At 71.3% G+C, this 18,467-nt stretch carries 12 protein-coding genes and 1 tRNA gene; 9 read left to right on the forward strand and 4 right to left on the reverse strand.

The features are described 5' to 3' along the window. Window positions 1-7: 7 nt before the first annotated feature. Window positions 8-727 (forward strand): ferritin-like fold-containing protein, encoded by a 720-nt coding sequence (locus ACVJ1F_RS05595; protein WP_456885134.1) that lies wholly within the window; start codon window positions 8-10, stop codon window positions 725-727. Window positions 728-833: 106 nt separating this feature from the next. On the opposite strand, the gene ACVJ1F_RS05600 is transcribed toward ACVJ1F_RS05595, so the two are convergent. Further along, window positions 834-1,130 carry a hypothetical protein gene (locus ACVJ1F_RS05600; RefSeq protein WP_456885135.1) on the reverse strand — a complete coding sequence of 99 codons (297 nt, stop codon included), beginning with the start codon at window positions 1,128-1,130 and terminating at the stop codon, window positions 834-836. Window positions 1,131-1,132: 2 nt separating this feature from the next. Further along, a complete protein-coding gene (locus ACVJ1F_RS05605) occupies window positions 1,133-1,357 on the reverse strand; it encodes a DUF3107 domain-containing protein (RefSeq protein ID WP_043595511.1) in 225 nt (74 codons plus the stop codon). 131 nt (window positions 1,358-1,488) lie between these two features. On the opposite strand from ACVJ1F_RS05605, the gene ACVJ1F_RS05610 reads away from it, so the two are divergent. Continuing rightward, complete coding sequence (locus tag ACVJ1F_RS05610; protein WP_456885137.1) at window positions 1,489-4,692, forward strand: PD-(D/E)XK nuclease family protein; 3,204 nt, start codon at window positions 1,489-1,491, stop codon at window positions 4,690-4,692. Next, on the forward strand, window positions 4,689-8,042 hold the full coding sequence (locus ACVJ1F_RS05615; RefSeq protein ID WP_456885139.1) for a UvrD-helicase domain-containing protein: 3,354 nt from the start codon (window positions 4,689-4,691) through the stop codon (window positions 8,040-8,042). The genes ACVJ1F_RS05610 and ACVJ1F_RS05615 overlap by 4 nt, the downstream gene beginning before the upstream one ends. Here ACVJ1F_RS05615 and ACVJ1F_RS05620 read toward each other — a convergent pair. Next, window positions 8,033-9,034 (reverse strand): phosphotransferase, encoded by a 1,002-nt coding sequence (locus ACVJ1F_RS05620; RefSeq protein ID WP_173152725.1) that lies wholly within the window; start codon window positions 9,032-9,034, stop codon window positions 8,033-8,035. The genes ACVJ1F_RS05615 and ACVJ1F_RS05620 overlap by 10 nt on opposite strands. Before the next feature lie 74 nt (window positions 9,035-9,108). Between ACVJ1F_RS05620 and nudC the strand changes: the two genes are divergently transcribed. The 3 genes from nudC to ACVJ1F_RS05635 all read left to right on the forward strand — a co-directional run bounded on the left by nudC (window position 9,109) and on the right by ACVJ1F_RS05635 (window position 12,519). Beyond that, a complete protein-coding gene (gene nudC, locus ACVJ1F_RS05625) occupies window positions 9,109-10,041 on the forward strand; it encodes an NAD(+) diphosphatase (protein WP_456885142.1) in 933 nt (310 codons plus the stop codon). After that, window positions 10,038-11,750 (forward strand): ATP-dependent helicase, encoded by a 1,713-nt coding sequence (locus ACVJ1F_RS05630; RefSeq protein WP_200412313.1) that lies wholly within the window; start codon window positions 10,038-10,040, stop codon window positions 11,748-11,750. The genes nudC and ACVJ1F_RS05630 overlap by 4 nt, the downstream gene beginning before the upstream one ends. 256 nt (window positions 11,751-12,006) lie before the next feature. Further along, on the forward strand, window positions 12,007-12,519 hold the full coding sequence (locus ACVJ1F_RS05635) for a hypothetical protein (RefSeq protein ID WP_456885144.1): 513 nt from the start codon (window positions 12,007-12,009) through the stop codon (window positions 12,517-12,519). 43 nt (window positions 12,520-12,562) lie between these two features. Here the strand turns inward: ACVJ1F_RS05635 and ACVJ1F_RS05640 are convergent, their stop codons facing one another. Beyond that, on the reverse strand, window positions 12,563-13,957 hold the full coding sequence (locus tag ACVJ1F_RS05640) for a zinc-dependent metalloprotease (protein WP_456885146.1): 1,395 nt from the start codon (window positions 13,955-13,957) through the stop codon (window positions 12,563-12,565). Between the two features lie 122 nt (window positions 13,958-14,079). On the opposite strand from ACVJ1F_RS05640, the gene ACVJ1F_RS05645 reads away from it, so the two are divergent. The 3 genes from ACVJ1F_RS05645 to ACVJ1F_RS05655 all read left to right on the forward strand — a co-directional run bounded on the left by ACVJ1F_RS05645 (window position 14,080) and on the right by ACVJ1F_RS05655 (window position 18,447). Continuing rightward, complete coding sequence (locus tag ACVJ1F_RS05645; RefSeq protein ID WP_123571541.1) at window positions 14,080-15,192, forward strand: YlbL family protein; 1,113 nt, start codon at window positions 14,080-14,082, stop codon at window positions 15,190-15,192. A gap of 145 nt (window positions 15,193-15,337) precedes the next feature. Continuing rightward, on the forward strand, window positions 15,338-18,238 hold the full coding sequence (locus tag ACVJ1F_RS05650; protein ID WP_456885148.1) for a UPF0182 family membrane protein: 2,901 nt from the start codon (window positions 15,338-15,340) through the stop codon (window positions 18,236-18,238). A 135-nt stretch (window positions 18,239-18,373) separates the two neighbouring features. Next, a tRNA-Met gene (locus tag ACVJ1F_RS05655) sits at window positions 18,374-18,447 on the forward strand. Window positions 18,448-18,467 lie beyond the last annotated feature (20 nt).

Genomic DNA, 18,467 nt, shown 5'->3' on the forward strand with positions numbered 1-18,467 from the left:
TGTGGGCGTGGTGTCCTGGCCCGGTCGAGGTGCGAAACGCGGCGTCCCGTCCCTGCAGTGGCCGCGGCCCGCGGCGAAGCCGACCCCCGCGGCCCGGGTCGAGCTCGACCAGTTCACCCCCGACCTGTTGGTCTTCCTGGGGCACGCGGCCTACCTCGAACTCGCGCTCTTCGAGACGCTGGGCCGCTCGTCGGCCTTCGCCCCCGACGTGCGCGCGAAAGAAACCACCGGCCGCATCGCCGAGACGACCTTGGCCCGACACCGCGGCCTGGTGGCCGAGATCGAACGGTCCGGCCACGACGCCACCGAGTCGATGGAGCCCCACATCGCCGCCATCGACGAGTTCCGGGCCCGGACCGGAGGCACGGACTGGTACGAGGCGATCGTCGCGGACTACGTCGCAGCCGGCCTGCTCAACGACGTCTTCGTGCGGTTGGCGGCCGGACTGCCGGCGGACCACCACAAGCGGATCGTGGCGGTGCTCGAGGCCCACGACGACGCACCGCTCGTGGTGCGAGAACTCTCCAAGGCCATCGAGGCCGACCCGCGGCTCGCGTCACGGCTGGCCCTCTGGGGGCGCAGGTTGGTGGGAGACACCCTGTTGGTCGCTCGCGCCGCGGTGTCCGCGTCGCACGTGTCCGCCGACGACGAGCGTCTCGAACCCGTCTTCACGGAACTCATCGCCGCCCACACGCGCCGCATGGACGCCCTCGGACTCACCGCCTGAGCGCTGACCGCTGGTAGTCCTCCGGCTGGCGGGACCGTTCTCGGCGACCTGGCGTGGCCGCCCTGGGCGACCGGCCGTGCATCGAGGGCATGGCGAAGGCGCGGCGTCAGGAGGCGGAGCGCACCAGGCGGGCGAAGTGCTCGCTGTCGTGAGCCCGGCGGCGGGCAGCCGCGACACGGCAGACCACGAACGCGACGACGGCGGGGAGGACGAGTGCTGCCACCCAGATCCATCCGCTGTCGGCGGGCCATCCGGCCCAGGTCAGGACCTCCCACACGATCGCCGCCACGACGGCGCCGGACGCGGGCGCGAGCAGGACGCCGCGGGTGTCGCCGTCGGGCAGCGCGTAGTGGAGGACGAACCCGAGGATGGCGCCACCCAGGACGACGAAGAGGAGTTCCACGACTAGCTGACGAACCCGACCTTGCGGCTCTCTTCGCTGCCGACCTCGACGTAGGCGAGCGATGCGGTGGGGACCAGGTAGGTCTTGCCCTTGGAGTCGGCGAGGGTGACGTACGACTTGCCGCCGTCGAGCGCGTCGCCGACGACCTTCTCGACCTCGTCGGCGGTCTGGGCCGTCTCGAAGCTGATCTCACGGGGGCTGTTGGTGATGCCGATGCGAATGTCCACGAGGTCACGATATCCGACCTCGCCGTCCCGGCTCTGCACGTTCTCTGTCGGCGCACACGGGGTGGCCCGTCGGGCCGTCGACGGTCCACGCGACCGACCTCGATGTCGGTGCCAGCCGGTAGCGTCGGGACATGGCCTCGACCGTCTCACCGCCCCTCTCGAGTCCGGCCCGAGCCTCGGTGCCGCCGGTGCTCGACGACTCGCAGCGGGCCGTGCTCGACCTGGCCGACGGGCGGTCGGCCGCGGTCCTGGGTGCCCCGGGCTCGGGCAAGACCCGCACGCTCGTCGAGTTCGTGGTCGACCGCGTCGAACGGCGCGGTTGGGGTCCGGACGCCGTCATGGTGCTCGCACCGACGCGCTCGACGGCGACGACGCTCCGTGACGTCATCGCGTCGAGGCTCACCGTGCCGACCCCGGGGCCCCTGGCCCGCACCGTCTCGTCCCTGGCGTTCGACGTGGTCGGCCATGCGGCGCGGCTCGTCGGCCTGCCCACGCCGACCCTGCTGACGGGCGGCGACCAGGACAGCATCGTCCGTTCCCTCCTCGAGGGGCACGAGGTCGACGGCACGGGCCCGTCCTGGCCCGAGGGGCTCGGCCCGACCGTTCGTCGACTCCGCGGCTTCCGCACCGAACTGCGCGAAGTCCTCATGCGGTCGACCGAGCACCGCATCGGGTCCGAGGGGCTCCGACGAGCCGCCGAGAGGGCCGACCGGCCCGAATGGGCGGCGGTGGCCGACTTCCGCGACGAGTACCTGAGCGTCCTCGACGCGGCGCGGGGGCAGCACCTCGACTCGGCGGACCTGGTCGACTACGCCGTCGCCGCCCTCGACCGCGGCGAGACCTCCCCGGTCGTCGAGGGGCTGCGGGTCGTCCTCGTCGACGACGCGCAAGAAGCGACCGAGTCGACCCTGGCGCTGCTCCGCGCCCTGACGCGGCGGGGTGTCGCCGTGGTCGCGTTCGGCGACCCCGACCTGTCCACCAGCGCGTTCCGCGGGGGCACGCCCGACGTGCTCGGTCGTCTCGGCCCTCGGCTCGGCCTGTCCGACGTCGAGACCCTGTACCTCTCCACGGCCCACCGGCACCAGCCTCCGTTGCGTGATCTCGTGCAGCGGGTCACGTCGCGCATCGGGACGGCCGGTGCCGGGCGCCAGCACGCCGCGGTGGCGGCTCCGGCGCTCGAGACCTCCGAGGCCGGGGGAGCGGCGGAGTCCGTGGCGGTCCCGATCGTGACCGTCCGGGCCGACAGTCCGAGCCACGAAGTGGCGTCGGTGGCCCGCCTGCTTCGCGAGCACCACCTGGTCCGCAGGGTGCCGTGGTCGCGCATGATGGTGGTCGTCCGCAGCGGTGGACAGGTGGCCGGAGTCGCCCGGGGGCTGCAGCTCGCCGAGGTCCCGACCCGCACCTCCGTCGCCGGACGCGCGGTGCGCGACGAACACGCGGCCCGCCACCTGCTGCTCGCCGCCGCCGTCGCCGTCGGGCGCGACGAGCTCACCGTCGAGCTCGCGACCGAGCTGCTGCTGGGGCCGCTCGCCGGCTTCGACGCGTTGTCGCTCCGACGCCTGAGGCTCGCCCTGCGAGCCGACGAGCTCGGCACGGGCGGCGTCCGCTCGGCCGACGAACTGCTCGTCGAGGCGCTCGAGGGGGCCGGTCGCTTCGTCACGATCGACTCGAGGTTCGCGGCCCGAGCCGGGCGTTTCTCGACCAGTCTCGACGCGGCCCGCCGTGCAGCCGCGACCGGCGCGAGCATCGAAGAGGTGCTCTGGGGCCTCTGGGAGCGCAGCGGACTCGCGGCCGAGTGGTCGGCCCAGAGCGACGGTCGCGGCATCGTCGCCGCCGAGGCCGACCGTCACCTCGACGGTGTCGTCGCCCTGTTCACGGCCGCCAAGCGCTTCGTCGAACGCACCCCCGAGGCACCCGCCGGTGCCTTCCTCGACTCGCTGCTCGGGGCCGAGGTGCCCGAGGACACCCTCTCGCCGCAGGCGACGGCCGAGACCGTGCTGGTGTGCTCGCCGTCGAACGCCGTGGGCATCGAGGTCGACGTGGTCGTCGCCGCTCGGCTGCAGGACGGCGTGTGGCCGAACCTCCGGGTCCGGGGCGGGCTGCTCGCCCCCGACGAGCTGGTTGACCTCGCCGAGCGCGGTCTGCTCCGCGGCGGTCCGATGGACGACCACGACCACGACCACGACGACGAGCCGGCAGCCCCCTCAGACGCGCGGGCCACGGTTCTGTCCGACGAACTACGCATGTTCGCCCTCACCGTGTCGCGGGCCACCCGACAGGTCGTGCTCTCCTGCACCTCGAACGACGACGAGGGGCCCTCGCCGTTCTTCCGGCTGCTGCCCGACGGCTGCCCCGAGGCACCCGCCGGGCATCCCCTGTCGCTTCGAGGACTCGTGGGGCACCTCCGTCACGTGCTCGTCTCGTCGCCTCACGGACCACGGGCCGACGACGCGGTCGAGGCGTTGGCCCGACTCGCCGGCGAAGGCGTGGCGGGGGCGTCGCCGGACGACTGGTACGGGTTGCTCGACCCGAGCACCGTCGAGCCGCTCATCGACCTGGAGGCTCCCGAGGCCCACGTGCCGGTCTCGCCGTCGCAACTCGGGTCGTTCGAGGAGTGCCCCCTGCACTGGTTCGTCGACCGGTTCGGCGGGTCCCCTCCCAACGCGGCGATGGGTCTCGGCACGGTGCTGCACGACGTGATGGAGCACGCCGAGGGCACCGACGTCGACTCGCTGTGGCAGTCCGTCGAGGGGCGCTGGCCCGAGCTCGAGTTCGAGTCGGCCTGGATCGCAGAGGCCGAGAAACGCCGGGCGCGCGACATGACCGAGAGCCTCTCCTCCTACCTGCGGGACTTCGAGGCGTCGGGCGGGAGCCTGCTCGGCGCCGAGTCCACCTTCAGCCTCGACATCGGGCCGGCGCGTCTGCGCGGGTCCATCGACAGGGTGGAGCGCACGCGCGAGGGCGCCGCCGTGATCGTCGACCTCAAGACGGGTCGGTCGGCCCCGACGTCGCCCCAGGCCGTCGCCGAACACCCCCAGCTGGGCAGCTACCAGGTCGCCCTCGCCGACGGTGCCGTCGAGGCCGTGCCCGAGGGCACACCTCCCGGCGGGGCGAAGCTCGTGATCGTGTCGTCGGGCGTCCGGGGCAAGCTCTACCGGGAGCCCGCCCAGGGGGCGTTCGACGACGACCGACTCGCGGCCTTCCGTGCCCGGGTCGTCGACGCCGCCGAGCACATGGCGGGGCGGGTGTTCGTGGCCCGTCTCGACGACCACTGCGAAGGGCGGCACGGCGGATCGTGCCGCATCCACGTGGTGGGCGAGGTGAGCGGCTCGTGACGGCCGGAGGCCGCGCCGCCGACGGGGGTGGCGCCGCGGGCACGCGTGACGGGGTCGACGGACGCCGCGTCGACGGCACGACGCGCGCCTCCTCGTCCCGGCTCGGAGCAGCCGAGATCTCCGAGGCGCTCGGGCTTCCCACGCCGACCCCCGAGCAGCAAGCCGTCATCGAGGCCCCTCTCGAACCCGCCCTGGTCGTCGCGGGCGCCGGCAGCGGCAAGACCGAGACCATGGCCAACCGCGTGGTGTGGCTGCTGGCCAACCGTCTCGTCGGCGTCTCGCAGGTGCTCGGCCTGACCTTCACCCGCAAGGCCGCCGGCGAACTCGGTGAGCGGATCGAGCGGCGCATCGGCCAGCTCGCCGCCGTCGGACTGCTCGGCGACGAGGCCGATCCCTTCGACGTGCCCACCGTCTCGACCTACAACGCGTTCGCCAACGCGATCTTCCGCGACAACGCCCTGCGGGTCGGTCGAGAGAGCGAGTCGCAGGTGCTCGGCGATGCGTCCGCCTGGCAGCTGGCACGCTCACTCGTCGTGGGCAGCCACGACGAGCGCCTCGCCGGGCTCGGTCGAAGCGTCGACGGCATCACCGAGGCCGTCCTCCGCCTGAGCCACGCCCTCAGCGAGAACGTCACCGGGCCCGAGCCCGTGGCACACCTGGCCGACCGGTTCCTCGACCTCGCGAGTCTTCCGTCGACCAAGGGCAGCGCCTACAAGTCGGTCGTCGACGCCGTCGGCGCGGTGTCGGCGCTCCCGCCGCTGCTCGACCTCGCCGTGGCCTTCGCCGACGAGAAGGCCCGTCGAGGCCTCGTCGAGTACTCCGACCAGGTGGCCCTGGCCCTCGAGGTGTGCGACACGGCGCCGAACGTCGTGGCCGAGTTGCGCGACCGCTACCGCGTCGTGTTGCTCGACGAGTACCAGGACACCAGCGTCGTGCAGACCACCTTGTTGTCCCGCCTCTTCGAGGGCACCGGGGTGATGGCGGTCGGGGACCCCCACCAGTCCATCTACGGGTTCCGGGGTGCCAGCGCCGCGAACCTCGGACGGTTCCCGGTGGACTTCGGAGCCCGGCCCGATGCGGTGTTCAGCCTCTCGACCAGCTGGCGCAACGCGTCACGAGTGCTCGACGCCGCGAACACCGTCGTGGCCGAACTCGCGCGGTCCTCCGGGGCGGTCGTGGGCGAGCTGCGAGCCCGGCCGGGTGCGCCCGAGGGGCGCGTCGAACTGCTCTTCGACCAGACGCTGCCGGGCGAGGCCGACCAGGTCGCGGCCTGGCTGCAGAGCGAGCTGGCCGTGCCCACGATCGTCGACGGCGAGCCCGCCCGCCGAACGGCGGCGTTGCTCTTCCGCTCGAAGAAGACCATGCCCGTCTTCGTCGAGGCCCTCGCCGCTCGCGGCGTCAGGTACCACGTGCTCGGCGTCGGTGGTCTCCTGCAGCGGCCCGAGGTCGTCGACCTCGTGTCCTGCCTCCGGGTGCTGCACGACCCGTCGGCCGGTTCCGAGGCCATCCGTCTGATGGCCGGTGCCCGATGGCGGATCGGCGTTCGAGACATCGCCCGGTTGCGCGACGTCGCCTCGTGGCTCTTCTCGCACGACCACGCCCAACAGCGCCTCGATGACGAGGTCGCCGCCGGGTTCCGGGCGTCGGTCGCCGCGGGTGAGCACGGGTCGATCGTCGACGCCCTCGACTTCGTGGCCACGGCGCCCGTCACGCATCGGCAGCTCTCCGAGTTCAGTGACGAGGGGCTCGTCCGCCTGAGGCGGCTGGGCTCGCAGCTCGCCTTCCTCCGGGCACGCACCGGTCTCGATCTCGTCGACCTGGTCACGCTGGTCGAGCACGAGATGCTGCTCGACGTCGAGGTGGCGGCGGCCACCGGCGCGCCGTCGGGGGGCGCGTGGCTGCAAGCCTTCGAAGACGAACTGGCGGGGTACGTCGCGACCGACGAGAACGCGGGCCTCGGGGGCTTCCTGTCGTGGCTGGCAGCAGCCGAGCGGCGTGACGACATGGGTCCGCGGTCCGAGCAGGCCGAGCGGGGCACCGTCCAACTCCTGACCATCCACGGCTCCAAGGGGCTCGAGTGGGACGTCGTCGCGGTGCCACGACTCGTCGAGGGCGAGTTGCCCGGCACCTCCCGCGAAGGCGTGGGGTGGCTCGGTTTCGGCGAACTGCCGTACGAGTTCCGCGGCGATGCCGCCGAGCTGCCCGTGCTCGGCTGGCGGGGCGTGGCCGACCAGAAGGAGTTCGACCAAGCGCTGAAGGCGTTCAAGGACGAGTTGATCGTCCGGCACCAGGCCGAGGAGCGGCGTCTGGCCTACGTCGCACTCACCCGGGCCCGTGACGGCCTGCTCGTGAGCGGCTCCTTCTGGACGAGTGCCGTCCGCCCCCGCCCTGCCAGCCGGTTCGTCGTCGAATTGGTCGAGCGTGGGCTCGTGCCGACCGGTGACCTCCCCGAACGACCCGACGACGACGAGAACCCCCTGGCCGCCGCGTCCCGAGAGCTCAGCTGGCCACTCGACCCCCTGGGGCAACGCCGCGCGGTGGTCGAGGACGCCGCTGCACGGGTCACCACGGCCGTCGACCGGCGCTCACGAGACGAGCCCGCCGACACGCAGCAGCCAGGCCCCGCGTCGAGATGGTCGTCCGACATCGACCTGCTGCTGCTCGAGCGCGACGCCGCGCGAGCGGGCGCCGGGGCGGTCCCCCTTCCCCAGCGCATCCCGGCCTCGAGGTTCAAGGACTACGTCGACGACCCCGCCGCGGTCGCCGCCGCGCTCCGTCGTCCCCTGCCCGAACGGCCCTACCGGGCGACCCGCCTCGGCACGCTGTTCCACGAATGGGTCGAAGAGCGGTTCCGGCCGACGGGTCGTGCCGAGACCCTCGACGCCTGGGGTGACGAGAGCGATCTCGACGACGAGCGGGTCGGCTCACCCGGGTCGGGGCCGATCGATCCCGACGACGCGAGGCGGTTCGAGCAGTTGGTGACGACCTTCGAGCGCTCGGCCTGGGCGTCTCTCGAACCGACGGACGTCGAGCTCGAGATCCACCTCCCCCTCGGCAGTCGTACCGTCATCTGCAAGATCGATGCCGTCTTCGAACGCGACGGCCGGTTCGAGGTCGTCGACTGGAAGACGGGCAAGGCACCCACCGACGACGCCGACCTCGAGCTCAAGCAGCTCCAGCTGGCGCTCTACCGCGAGGCCTACGCCCGGTTCAGGGGTGTCCCGGCGGACACGATCGACGCGGTCTTCTACTTCGTCGCCGACGACGTGGTGCTTCGGCCCCGGCACGTGGCCGACCGCGACGAGCTCGTCGAACTCTGGCAGCGGGTCGAGGCGTCGACTCAGACGTGACGGCGCTCGGTGGCCTCGAGCAGGTCCTCGACCCCGTCGACGTCCAAGGCCGCGGTCGAGCCCGAGCCGATGCCGGCCCGTCGGTCACCGGGCAAGGAGTCGACCAGCTTCGTCATCATCTCGACGGCGTCGTCGACCACCGACGTGTTCTTGGTGCCGGTGCCGTGCAGCAGCCACTTCGCCAGGTCGAGTTCGCGGTAGAGGGTCGCCCGGTGCCGCAGCTGGTGGTCGCTCGTGCCGCGTGCGGTGTTGTAGGCGTCGAACGCCGTGTCGACCGCCGCCGGGCTCGGGGCACCCAGCAACCAGGCGAGGTCACGGGCGGGGTCACCGACCTGGAGGTCGTGCCAGCCGAGCACACCGCTGACCGTGTCGCCGAGGACGAGCACCGAACCGGCGTCGAGGGAGCCGTTGACGACCGTGGGCTGGAACTGCCACAGCACCGAGTCCTGGATCGCGGCTTCCCAGCGCTCGAGCAGCGCGGCCGGCAGGAGGCGGGTCGAGGCCGCACGATCGACCAAGGCCGCCGACGAGCGCATGGCCTCGAACGGGGTGTGACTGATCAGGCCGGCGTCGGTCACGAAGCTCGTCGGCAGCGAGTGGATCGCCGCCACGGCACGGCCGAGTGCCGTCGGGAGGTCGCTGGTGGCGGTCAGTCGCGAGATCGACAGGTGCTCGCCGGGGACGACGTCGTAGACGATGCCGCGTGTGCGGCCGATCGGGGCCTGACCCCGGTAGGCCGGCACGTCGAACGAGAGCCGCCCTCGGACGCCTGCGCTCAGGGCACGGAGGGCGACGAGGTCGGCCGACTGCTCGGCCTCGGCCCGTTGCGAGCGAGGGACGCGGACGATGCAGTGCTCTCCGCCACGGCCGTCGACGAGTGCGGAGTCGAAGTCGCCACCCGTCTCGCTGCCGTGGCGTGACGCACGCGTGACGTCCAGGTCCGCGACGGCGGCCGTGGCCAGCGCGGCTAGAGTGAGATGAGATCTGGCCATGCCCTCAGGGTAGGCCGCCGCACGCGATGCCCTGCCGTGCGCCACGCTGTCAACTCGCGATGATTGGTCGTCCGATGTCCTCGCCTCTCACGTCCCGGCTCCCGCTGTCCCGACACCAGGTCGACCGGGACTACCTCACCCGTGAGCGTGACGGAGTCGTCGACGAACTGCTCGCGTCGGAGGCGACCCGTGTGCTCCCGGTCTGGCGGGGGCGGACGTTGATGGCCTCCCCGGATTCCCTCGCGCTCCTGCCGGCTGCCGCGGTGCCGGCCGCCGACGACTACGTCTACCTCGGTGTCTCGAAGGACCCCTCCGCCGTCGAGCCGGTGGGCACACCCGTCCTCGCGGCGCTGCTCGACGACGAGCGCGCGCGGTCGCTCTCGTCCGACGACTCCGCCTGGGGCAGCCCGCGCGTCTCGGGAACGGCGTTGAGTGCCCGCGACGCGGGCCTCGCCGTCGAGGCCGTCGCCGTGGCGAACTGGCACGACTCGCACCGGTTCTCGCCGCGCACCGGCCGCCGCCTGGTCACCGACAAGGCGGGCTGGGTCCGTCGCGACCCGGACGACGGCCACGAGGTCTTCCCCCGGACCGACCCTGCGATCATCGTCGGCGTCACCGACGCGGACGACCGACTCCTGCTCGGCTCGAACGCCCTGTGGGAGCAGAACCGGTACTCGTTGCTCGCCGGCTTCGTCGAGCCCGGCGAGTCCCTCGAGCACGCGGTGCAGCGCGAGATCTTCGAGGAGTCCGGCATCAACGTCGTGTCGCCTCGATACGTGGGCTCGCAACCGTGGCCGTTCCCGGCGAGCCTCATGCTCGGCTTCCGGGCCGAGGTCGACGCCGACGACCCGGGGACGCTCACGCCTGACGGGGCCGAGATCCTCGACCTGCGCTGGTTCAGTCGTGACGACCTGGTCGCCGGCCTGGGCGAGATCGTCCTGCCCGGACGGACGTCCATCGCCCGGGCGATCATCGAGGACTGGTTCGGCGGCGAGATCGACCAGTGACCGAGGCCGCCGACCTGATCGCGGGGCTCGACGAACAGCAGCGCCGTGCGGCGTCGAAACTGCTCGGCCCTGTGTGCCTCCTCGCGGGTGCCGGGACGGGCAAGACCCGTGCCATCACCCATCGCATCGCCTACGGGGTCGCCACCGGCGTGTACGCCCCCAACCGCGTCATGGCGCTCACCTTCACCTCACGCGCGGCCGCCGAACTGCGCGGCCGTCTGCGTCACCTGGGCGCCGGGGGAGTCTCTGCACGGACCTTCCACGCCTCGGCCCTGTCCCAGCTGTCGTACTTCTGGCCGCAGACGATGGGTGGTCAGATGCCGCGCCTCCTCGACAGCAAGGCCAAGGCGCTCGCCCACGCCGCCGAGTCCCTGAGGCTCAAGATCGACACGGCGGCGCTGCGCGACCTCGCGGCCGAGATCGAGTGGCGGAAGGTCTCTCGGCTCACCCTCGAGGACTACGCCGAGGCGTTGCCGAGCAGGTCGTTGCCGCCGGCCATCAGCGTCGAGAAAGCCGTCGACCTGCACCGTGCCTACGAGGCCGTCAAGGACGAACGGCGACAGCTCGACTTCGAGGACGTCCTGCTCGCGACGGTCGGCATGCTCGAGCTCGAGCCGCGGGTGGCCCAACAGGTGCACGAGCAGTACCGCTTCTTCGTCGTCGACGAGTACCAGGACGTCTCGCCCCTCCAGCAGGACCTGCTCGACCTGTGGCTCGGCGGCCGGAACGACCTCTGCGTGGTCGGCGACGCCAGTCAGACCATCTACTCGTTCGCGGGTGCGTCCTCGGACTACCTGCTCGGGTTCGGTTCACGGTACGACGACGCCACGGTCGTCCGTCTCGAGCAGAACTACCGCTCGTCGCGGCAGATCGTCGACACGGCGAACCAACTCATGCGGGGCCGTCCGGGTGCCCTGCACCTCCACCCGGCCGTCGAGACGACGGGCCCGGTGCCGCCCGTGACCGAGTACGCCAGCGATTCGGCCGAGGCCAGGGGCATCGCCGAGACCATCGCCGACGAGATCCGGTCGGGCGTCGCGCCGGAGGAGATCGCGGTGCTGTACCGGGTCAACGTCCAGGCGGCGGCGATCGAGCGTGCACTCGCCGACGTCGGCGTGTCGACCCGCATCCACGGCGCGACGCGCTTCTTCGAGCTCCGTGAGGTGAAAGAGGCCCTGATGATGATGAAGGGCGCGGCGGTGAGCATCGTGGGCGAGCCGCTCTTCAAGACCGTCAGCGACGTCCTCCGGTCGCTCGGCTGGACCCAGGACGCACCCGACCAGAGAGGCGCGATCCGCGACCGCTGGGAGTCCTTGAACACGATCATGGGCCTGGCCGAGGCATCACCCCCCGGGACGACCCTCCGCCAGTTCGTCGACGAGCTCTTCGCCCGCCAGGCCGGTCAGCACGAGCCGACCATGGCCGCGGTCACCCTGGCGACGTTGCACTCCGCGAAGGGCCTCGAATGGCGCAGCGTCTACCTGATCGGCCTCAGCGAGGGCCTCGTCCCGATCAGCTACGCGAAGGACGACGCGGCGATCGACGAGGAGCGCCGCCTCTTGTACGTCGGCGTCACGAGGGCGCGTGAGCGGCTCCGGTTGTCGTGGAGTCGCTCGGGGCAGGGGCGCGGCGGCGAACGGCGGGTGAGCCGGTTCGTGGAAGAGCTGCGCACCCGCACTCCGGGTGCGGCGGCACGTCCGCGCGAGTGACCAGCCCGTCGGCGATCGAGATCGACTCGACCTCGGAGTCCTCGGGTGTGCCGTCCGCGCCGGTCAGACGGGACCACAGCCGGCGGGCGGCTCTCGTGGCGACCTCGTGGACGGACAGCAGCGGAGGCGCGGTGAGGGGACGGGCGCTCAGCTGACCGGCGATCGCGGGCCAGGCACGGTCGGCCTCGCCGACGTGGAGGTCGAGACACCGGGCGCAGGCCGTCGAACCGGGCACCGTCACGGGGCCGATCCGCGCGTGACGATCGCCCACGCGTACGACGAGGTGCGTCAGATCGGACCTCACCCACTCTCGGACGACCCCGGGGTCGAGCACGTGCCCGCCGACCAGGACGCCCGTGGCGTGCCGCGGCGGAGCCAGGTCGGCGTCGGCCCGTCGGACGTCGGCACCGCAGGAGCCGAGGAGGCGCGCGACGGCATCGGCGACGGGGCCCGGCCCGCCGACGACGACGGTCGGCGGGACGACCGACCGCGTGTCGCCGCCCAGCGCGGGTCGCAGGCGCTCGACGGAGGCTTCGACCGCGGCGCGATCCAGGCCGAGGTGGGCGACGAGGGTGGGCAGGCCCCCCGCGCCGTGCCCCGCGGCGAGGGCCGCGACCACCCGCTCGTCGAGCCTGCTGACCGGACTCAGGACGAGCGTGGGGCGGTCGACGCCGACCTGGAGGGTCGACGGATCGCGCCAGACGACGGGGATGCGGGGATCGAGGACGAGGGGCATCGTCCGATCATGTCGTGGGGCCGGGGCGGATGAGGAGTTGTCCACAGGCCCGCCCGGGCCCCGGTGACGGTGTCTGTCAGGATCGGGGGGCGTCCTGGTCGGGCCCGGACTCGCCGGGCTCGGTCGCCGAGCCGTCGTCCCCCTCGCGGGGGCGGTCGTCGGTCGTGTCGTCGAGCAGGTCCTGGATCGCCTGGTCGACGTCGTCGAAGGTGGGCTCGTCCGACGTCAGGCGGGCCACGAGGGCCTGCGGGTCGTCGACGTCGGCGCTGGTGGGCACGATGTCCGGGTGCGACCAGAGGTCGTCTCGGCTCTCGGCACCGACGGCGTCGGTCACGGTCTGCCAGAGGACGGCCGCCTCGCGGAGGCGCCGCGGCCGCAGTTCGAGGCCGACCAGGGTGGAGAAGGCCGACTCGGCAGGCCCGCCGGCGGCCCGGCGGCGGCGGACCGTCTCGGCGATCGCCGCGGACTTCGGGAGGCGCGCCGTGGCCTGGGCGGTCACCACGTCGACCCAGCCCTCGATCAGGGCCAGGGTGGTCTCGAGCCGGGCGAGGGCGGCGAGCTGCTCGTCGGTCTTCGGGGGGATGAGGGCCCCGCTCTTCATGGCTTCCTGGAGTTCGCCGGGGTTCGAGGGATCGAAGTCCACCGCGAGTTCTTCGAGCCGGGAGGTGTCGATGCGGATGCCCTGGGCGAACTCACGGATGGACGAGATGAGGTGCAGGCGCAGCCATCGGGCGTGCCGGAACAGGCGGGCGTGCGCGAGTTCGCGGACCGCCAGGTAGAGCTGGACCTGATCGGCCTCGATGTCGAGGCCCTCACCGAAGGCGGCGACGTTCTGGGGGAGCAGCGCCGCCTGCTGCTCGTCGAGGAGCGGGATGCCGACGTCGCCGCCGGACACGACCTCGGTCGAGAGCTGACCGACGACCTGTCCGAGCTGCATGGCGAAGAGCGTGCCGCCGACGCTGCGCATGACCTGGCTGGCCCCGGCGAGCATCGAGCGCATCTCTTCGGGAGCCTGCTCGCTGAGCACGCCGGTCAGGGAGTCCGCGATCGACGTGGCCACGGGCTCGGCGAGCTGGCTCCACACGGGCATGGTGAGACGTGCCCACTCGGCGCGGGTCACGAGGCGCGGCGTGGCGGTGAGCTCGGCCACGAACGTGACGTCGTCGAGCCACAGCGCGGCGACGTGGAACGCCTGCTCGAGGGCGGCGGTCTCGGCCGCGGTCGGCACGACGGCGCTCTGGGCGCCCACGGCGGTCGCCTGTTCGGTGGCGATCGACCAGTCGATGCCGTCACCGCTGCTGTTGACGGCGTTCTGCAGCTGACTCATGAGCCGCGCCACGAAGGCAGGGTCGTCGGGCAGCCCGGCGGCCCCGGCGAGCTGCGACGGATCGATCTCGGAACCGCCGGACAGGAACTGCCGCAACATGTCACGGAACTCGTCCTCAGGCCCGCGCGGCGAATCATCGGTCATGCTGACTACGCTAGCTGCTGGCCGCACGAAGATCCTGGGATTCGGCCACCGCTCCGGGGGCGTCGCTCCGCTCGTGGCGAACGCGACCCGCGCCTCCCCGGCCGATCCCGAAAGGACCCTCCGTGGCCTTCTTCACGCCCCCGCGCACCGCCCCCTCGTCAGCACGCCGAGCGAGCAGGTTCGGCTGGCCCCTCCTGGGTGTCGCCGTCGTCTCGGCCGTGGTCCTGAGCCTCCTCCCGGGGCCCTACCTGATCGAACAGCCCGGCCCCGTGTTCGACACCCTGGGCAGTGCCGAGTACGAGGGTTCGTCCCAACCCCTGATCACCGTGTCGGGCCACGAGACCTACCCCACCGCGGGCACCCTCGACCTGCTGACCGTGAGCGTGCAGGGCAACCAGGACGTCCGGCCGGGCTGGGTCGACGTCGTCCGCGCGTGGGCGGACCGTAGCCGTTCGGTCATCCCGGTCGAGGCCGTGTACCCGTCGGGGGTGTCGAACGACCAGGTCGACGAACAGAACGCCGTCGACATGCAGAACTCCCAGAAGTCCGCGATCGCCGCGGCGCTGATCCACGAGGGGTACGCCGTCCCCAGCGCCGTGACCGTCAGCCAGGTCTCCGAGGGGAGCCCTGCCGAGGGCGTCCTGCGCGAGGGAGACGTCCTGGTCAGCGTCAACGGCACCAGTCTCGCCACCGATGCGGACGTGGACGTCCTCCGCGGCCTGGTGGCGGCGAACGGGGCGTCGACGCCGGCGGAGGTGGTCCTCGAACGCGCGGGGACGAGCATGACCGAGCAGGTCACCCCGCAAGAAGTCGACGGCACGCCGCTCCTCGGCGTCGGGGTCAGCGTGGACTACACGTATCCCTTCGACGTCACGCTCAAGCTCGACCAGGTCGGTGGACCGAGTGCCGGCATGATGTTCGCGCTCGGCATCATCGACAAGACGACACCCGGCGAGCTCACCGGCGGCGCGAAGGTCGCGGGCACGGGCACGATCACGGCCTCGGGCGAGGTGGGTGCCATCGGCGGCATCCGACAGAAGCTCTACGGTGCTCGCGACGCCGGGGCGACCGTCTTCCTGGCGCCGTCCACGAACTGCTCCGAGGTCGTCGGGAACGTGCCCTCCGGGCTGGACGTCTACTCGGTCGCCACGTTGGACGATGCGGTCACGGCGCTCGAGACGGTCGCGGACGGCGGCGACACGTCGTCCCTGGCCACCTGCACGGCCGGTCGATAGCGTTCGTGCAGCCCGCGCAAAGCTGAGAAGGGGACGCTGAGTCGGCCAGGCTCGACACGTAGGATGGCCGTCCACGTCCCCGTCAGCCAGGAGTCCACCCTTGACGTCACCCGCATCGTCGCGAACCGCACGACGCTCGCCCCGATTGCCCGTCCTGGTCACGGTGGCCGTCCTCGCCGCCCTGGTCATCGCCTTCTTCATCTTCTCGTCGCTGCTCACCGACTACCTCTGGTACCAGCAGCTCGGGTTCACGGGAGTGCTCACGACACAGTGGATCTCTCGCCTCGTGATGTTCGCGGTGGGCTTCGTGGCCATGGCGGTGCCGGTGTACGTCAGCATCGAGGTGGCCTTCCGGTTCCGGCCGGTGTACGCCAAGTTGAACTCCCAGCTCGACCGCTACCAGCAGGTCATCGAGCCGCTGCGTCGGGCCGTCGTCATCGGCGTCCCCGCCGTCCTCGGCCTCTTCGCCGGCATCGCCACGTCGACGCAGTGGCAGACCGTCCTCGAGTGGATCAACCGCACCCCCTTCGGTCAGACCGACGCGCAGTTCGGGCTCGACATCGGGTTCTACGTCTTCGAGCTGCCGCTCTACCAGGCCGTGGTCGGCTTCGCCTCGGCCGTCGTGCTCATCGCCGGCATCGCCGCCGTCGCGACCAGCTACCTCTACGGTGCCCTGCGCTTCACCGGTCGCGAGGTGCGCATCTCGAAGGTCGCGCGCATCCAGTTGGCCGTCACGGCCGCCGTCTACCTGCTCCTCCAGGGCGTGAGCCTCTGGCTCGACCAGTACGCGACCCTGTCCGACGGAACGAACAAGCTCCTCACGGGTGCCACGTACACCGACGTCAACGCGGGCATCCCCGGCAAGCAGATCCTGGCCGGCATCGCGGTGGTCGTGGCCGTCCTGTTCATCGTGACCGCGATCGTCGGCCGCTGGCGCCTCCCGGTCATCGGTACGGCCGCGCTCATCATCATCAGCATCATCGTCGGAGGCATCTACCCCTGGATCGTCCAGCGCTTCACGGTCGAGCCCAGCGAGCGGACGGTCGAGTCGCCGTACATCGAGCGCAACATCCAGGCGACGCGTGAGGCGTACGGCGTGGCCGACGTCGAAGAGCAGACCTACGATGCGAAGTCCGACGCCGAGGCCGGCGCCCTGGCCGGTGACGCCGTCACCACCGCGAACATCCGCATCATCGACCCCGCACTCGTGACCGACGCCTTCGCCCAGCTGCAGCAGTACCGCCAGTACTACAGCTTCCCCGAGCAGCTCGCGGTCGACCGGTACACGATCGACGGCAACGTGCAGGACACCGTCATCGCCGTGCGCGAGCTGAACACCTCCCAGCTCGGCAACTCGGCGACCCCCTACAACACGACCTTCGTCTACACGCACGGCTACGGCGTGGTGGCGGCCTACGGCAACCAGCGGTCGGCGGACGGCCAGCCGGTCTTCCTCGAGTCCGGCATCCCGGTGACGGGTGCCCTCGGCGACGCCGGCGACTACGAACCGCGAATCTACTTCGGCCAGGAGTCGCCCACCTACTCGATCGTGGGTGGCGACGGCGGCAACGACATCGAGCTCGACTACCCGTCGGGCAGCAACGACAACGGCACCAACGAGACGACGACCTTCGAGGGCGACGGTGGGCCCAAGCTCGACAACGTCTTCAAGAAGCTCATCTACGCCATCAAGTTCCAGTCCGAGCAGATCTTCCTGTCCGACGCGGTGAACGACCAGTCGCAGATCCTCTACGACCGTGACCCCACCGAGCGCGTCCAGAAGGTCGCTCCCTACCTCACCATCGACAGCGCGCCGTACCCCTCCGTCGTCGACGGCAAGGTCGTCTGGATCGTCGACGGCTACACCACCACCAACGAGTACCCGTACTCGAAGCCGCAGGCGTTGTCCGACGCGATCGCCGACACGTACAACGACCGCCCGGTGTACGCCTCGAACAACATCAACTACATCCGCAACTCGGTGAAGGCCACGGTCGACGCGTACGACGGCTCGGTCAAGCTCTACGCGTGGGACACCAGCGACCCGATCCTGCAGACCTACGACAAGATCTTCCCCTCCACGCTGTCGCCGCTGAGCGACATGTCGGCCGAACTGCTCCAGCACGTCCGCTATCCGCAGGACATGTTCAAGGTGCAGCGGGCGATCCTCGGCACGTACCACGTGACGGACGCCGACTCGTTCTACTCGAGCGACGACGCGTGGGTCACGCCCAACGAGCCGACGAGCAACGCCCAGAACCCGCCGTTGCAGCCTCCGTACTACCTGACGCTGCAGCTGCCCGATCAAGACCCTGCGTTCTCGATCTACTCGACGTACATCCCGCAACAGTCGGGTGAGAACGCCCGGAACGTGCTGACGGGCTATCTCGCGGCGAATGCCGATGCCGGTTCGACGCCGGGCGAGATCTCGTCGGACTACGGCAAGCTGACGCTGCTGGCCCTGCCGCGCACCGACACACTGCCCGGTCCCGGACAGGTGCAGAACAACTTCAACACCGACACGGCCGTGGCCAACCAGCTCGCTCTCCTCACCCGGGGTGACACGAGCGTCGTCCGAGGCAACCTGCTGACCCTGCCGGTCGGCGGTGGTCTGCTCTACGTCCAGCCGATCTACGTGAAGTCGAACTCCGAGACGTCGTACCCGGTCCTGCAGCGCATCCTGGTCTCGTTCGGAGACAAGATCGCCTTCGAGGACACGCTCGACGGCGCCCTCGACTCGCTGTTCGGAGGCAACTCGGGTGCGACCGCCGGAGACAACGGCGTGCCGACCACGGGTGACGGGACGGACGGCACGGGCACCGGCACCGACGACGGAGCGACCGACGGTGGCACGGCGACCCCCGACACCGGCGGCACCGGATCGGGTACCGACAACGCAGCGCTCGACCAGGCCCTGGCCGACGCTCAGCAGGCCCTGACCGACCGTGCCGCGGCCTACGCCGACAACGACCTGGTCGCGGCGGCGGAAGCCGACACGCGCCTCCAGACCGCCCTCGAGGACGCGGTCGCCGCCAGCGGTCAGTAGGCCCGACCGGTGATCGTCGACCCCCCTTCCGGCATGCCGGGAGGGGGGTTCGTCGTCGATCAGGCGTCGTGGGTGCCTCTTCCGATGGCCCGATTGGACGGGGGCCGAACGACGTGCTAGAGTCATTTCTTGTGCCGCGGGGTGGAGCAGTTCGGTAGCTCGCTGGGCTCATAACCCAGAGGTCGTAGGTTCAAATCCTGCCCCCGCAACAAGAACGAAGAAGGCCCCG

This window comes from Frigoribacterium sp. 2355 (assembly GCF_054060695.1).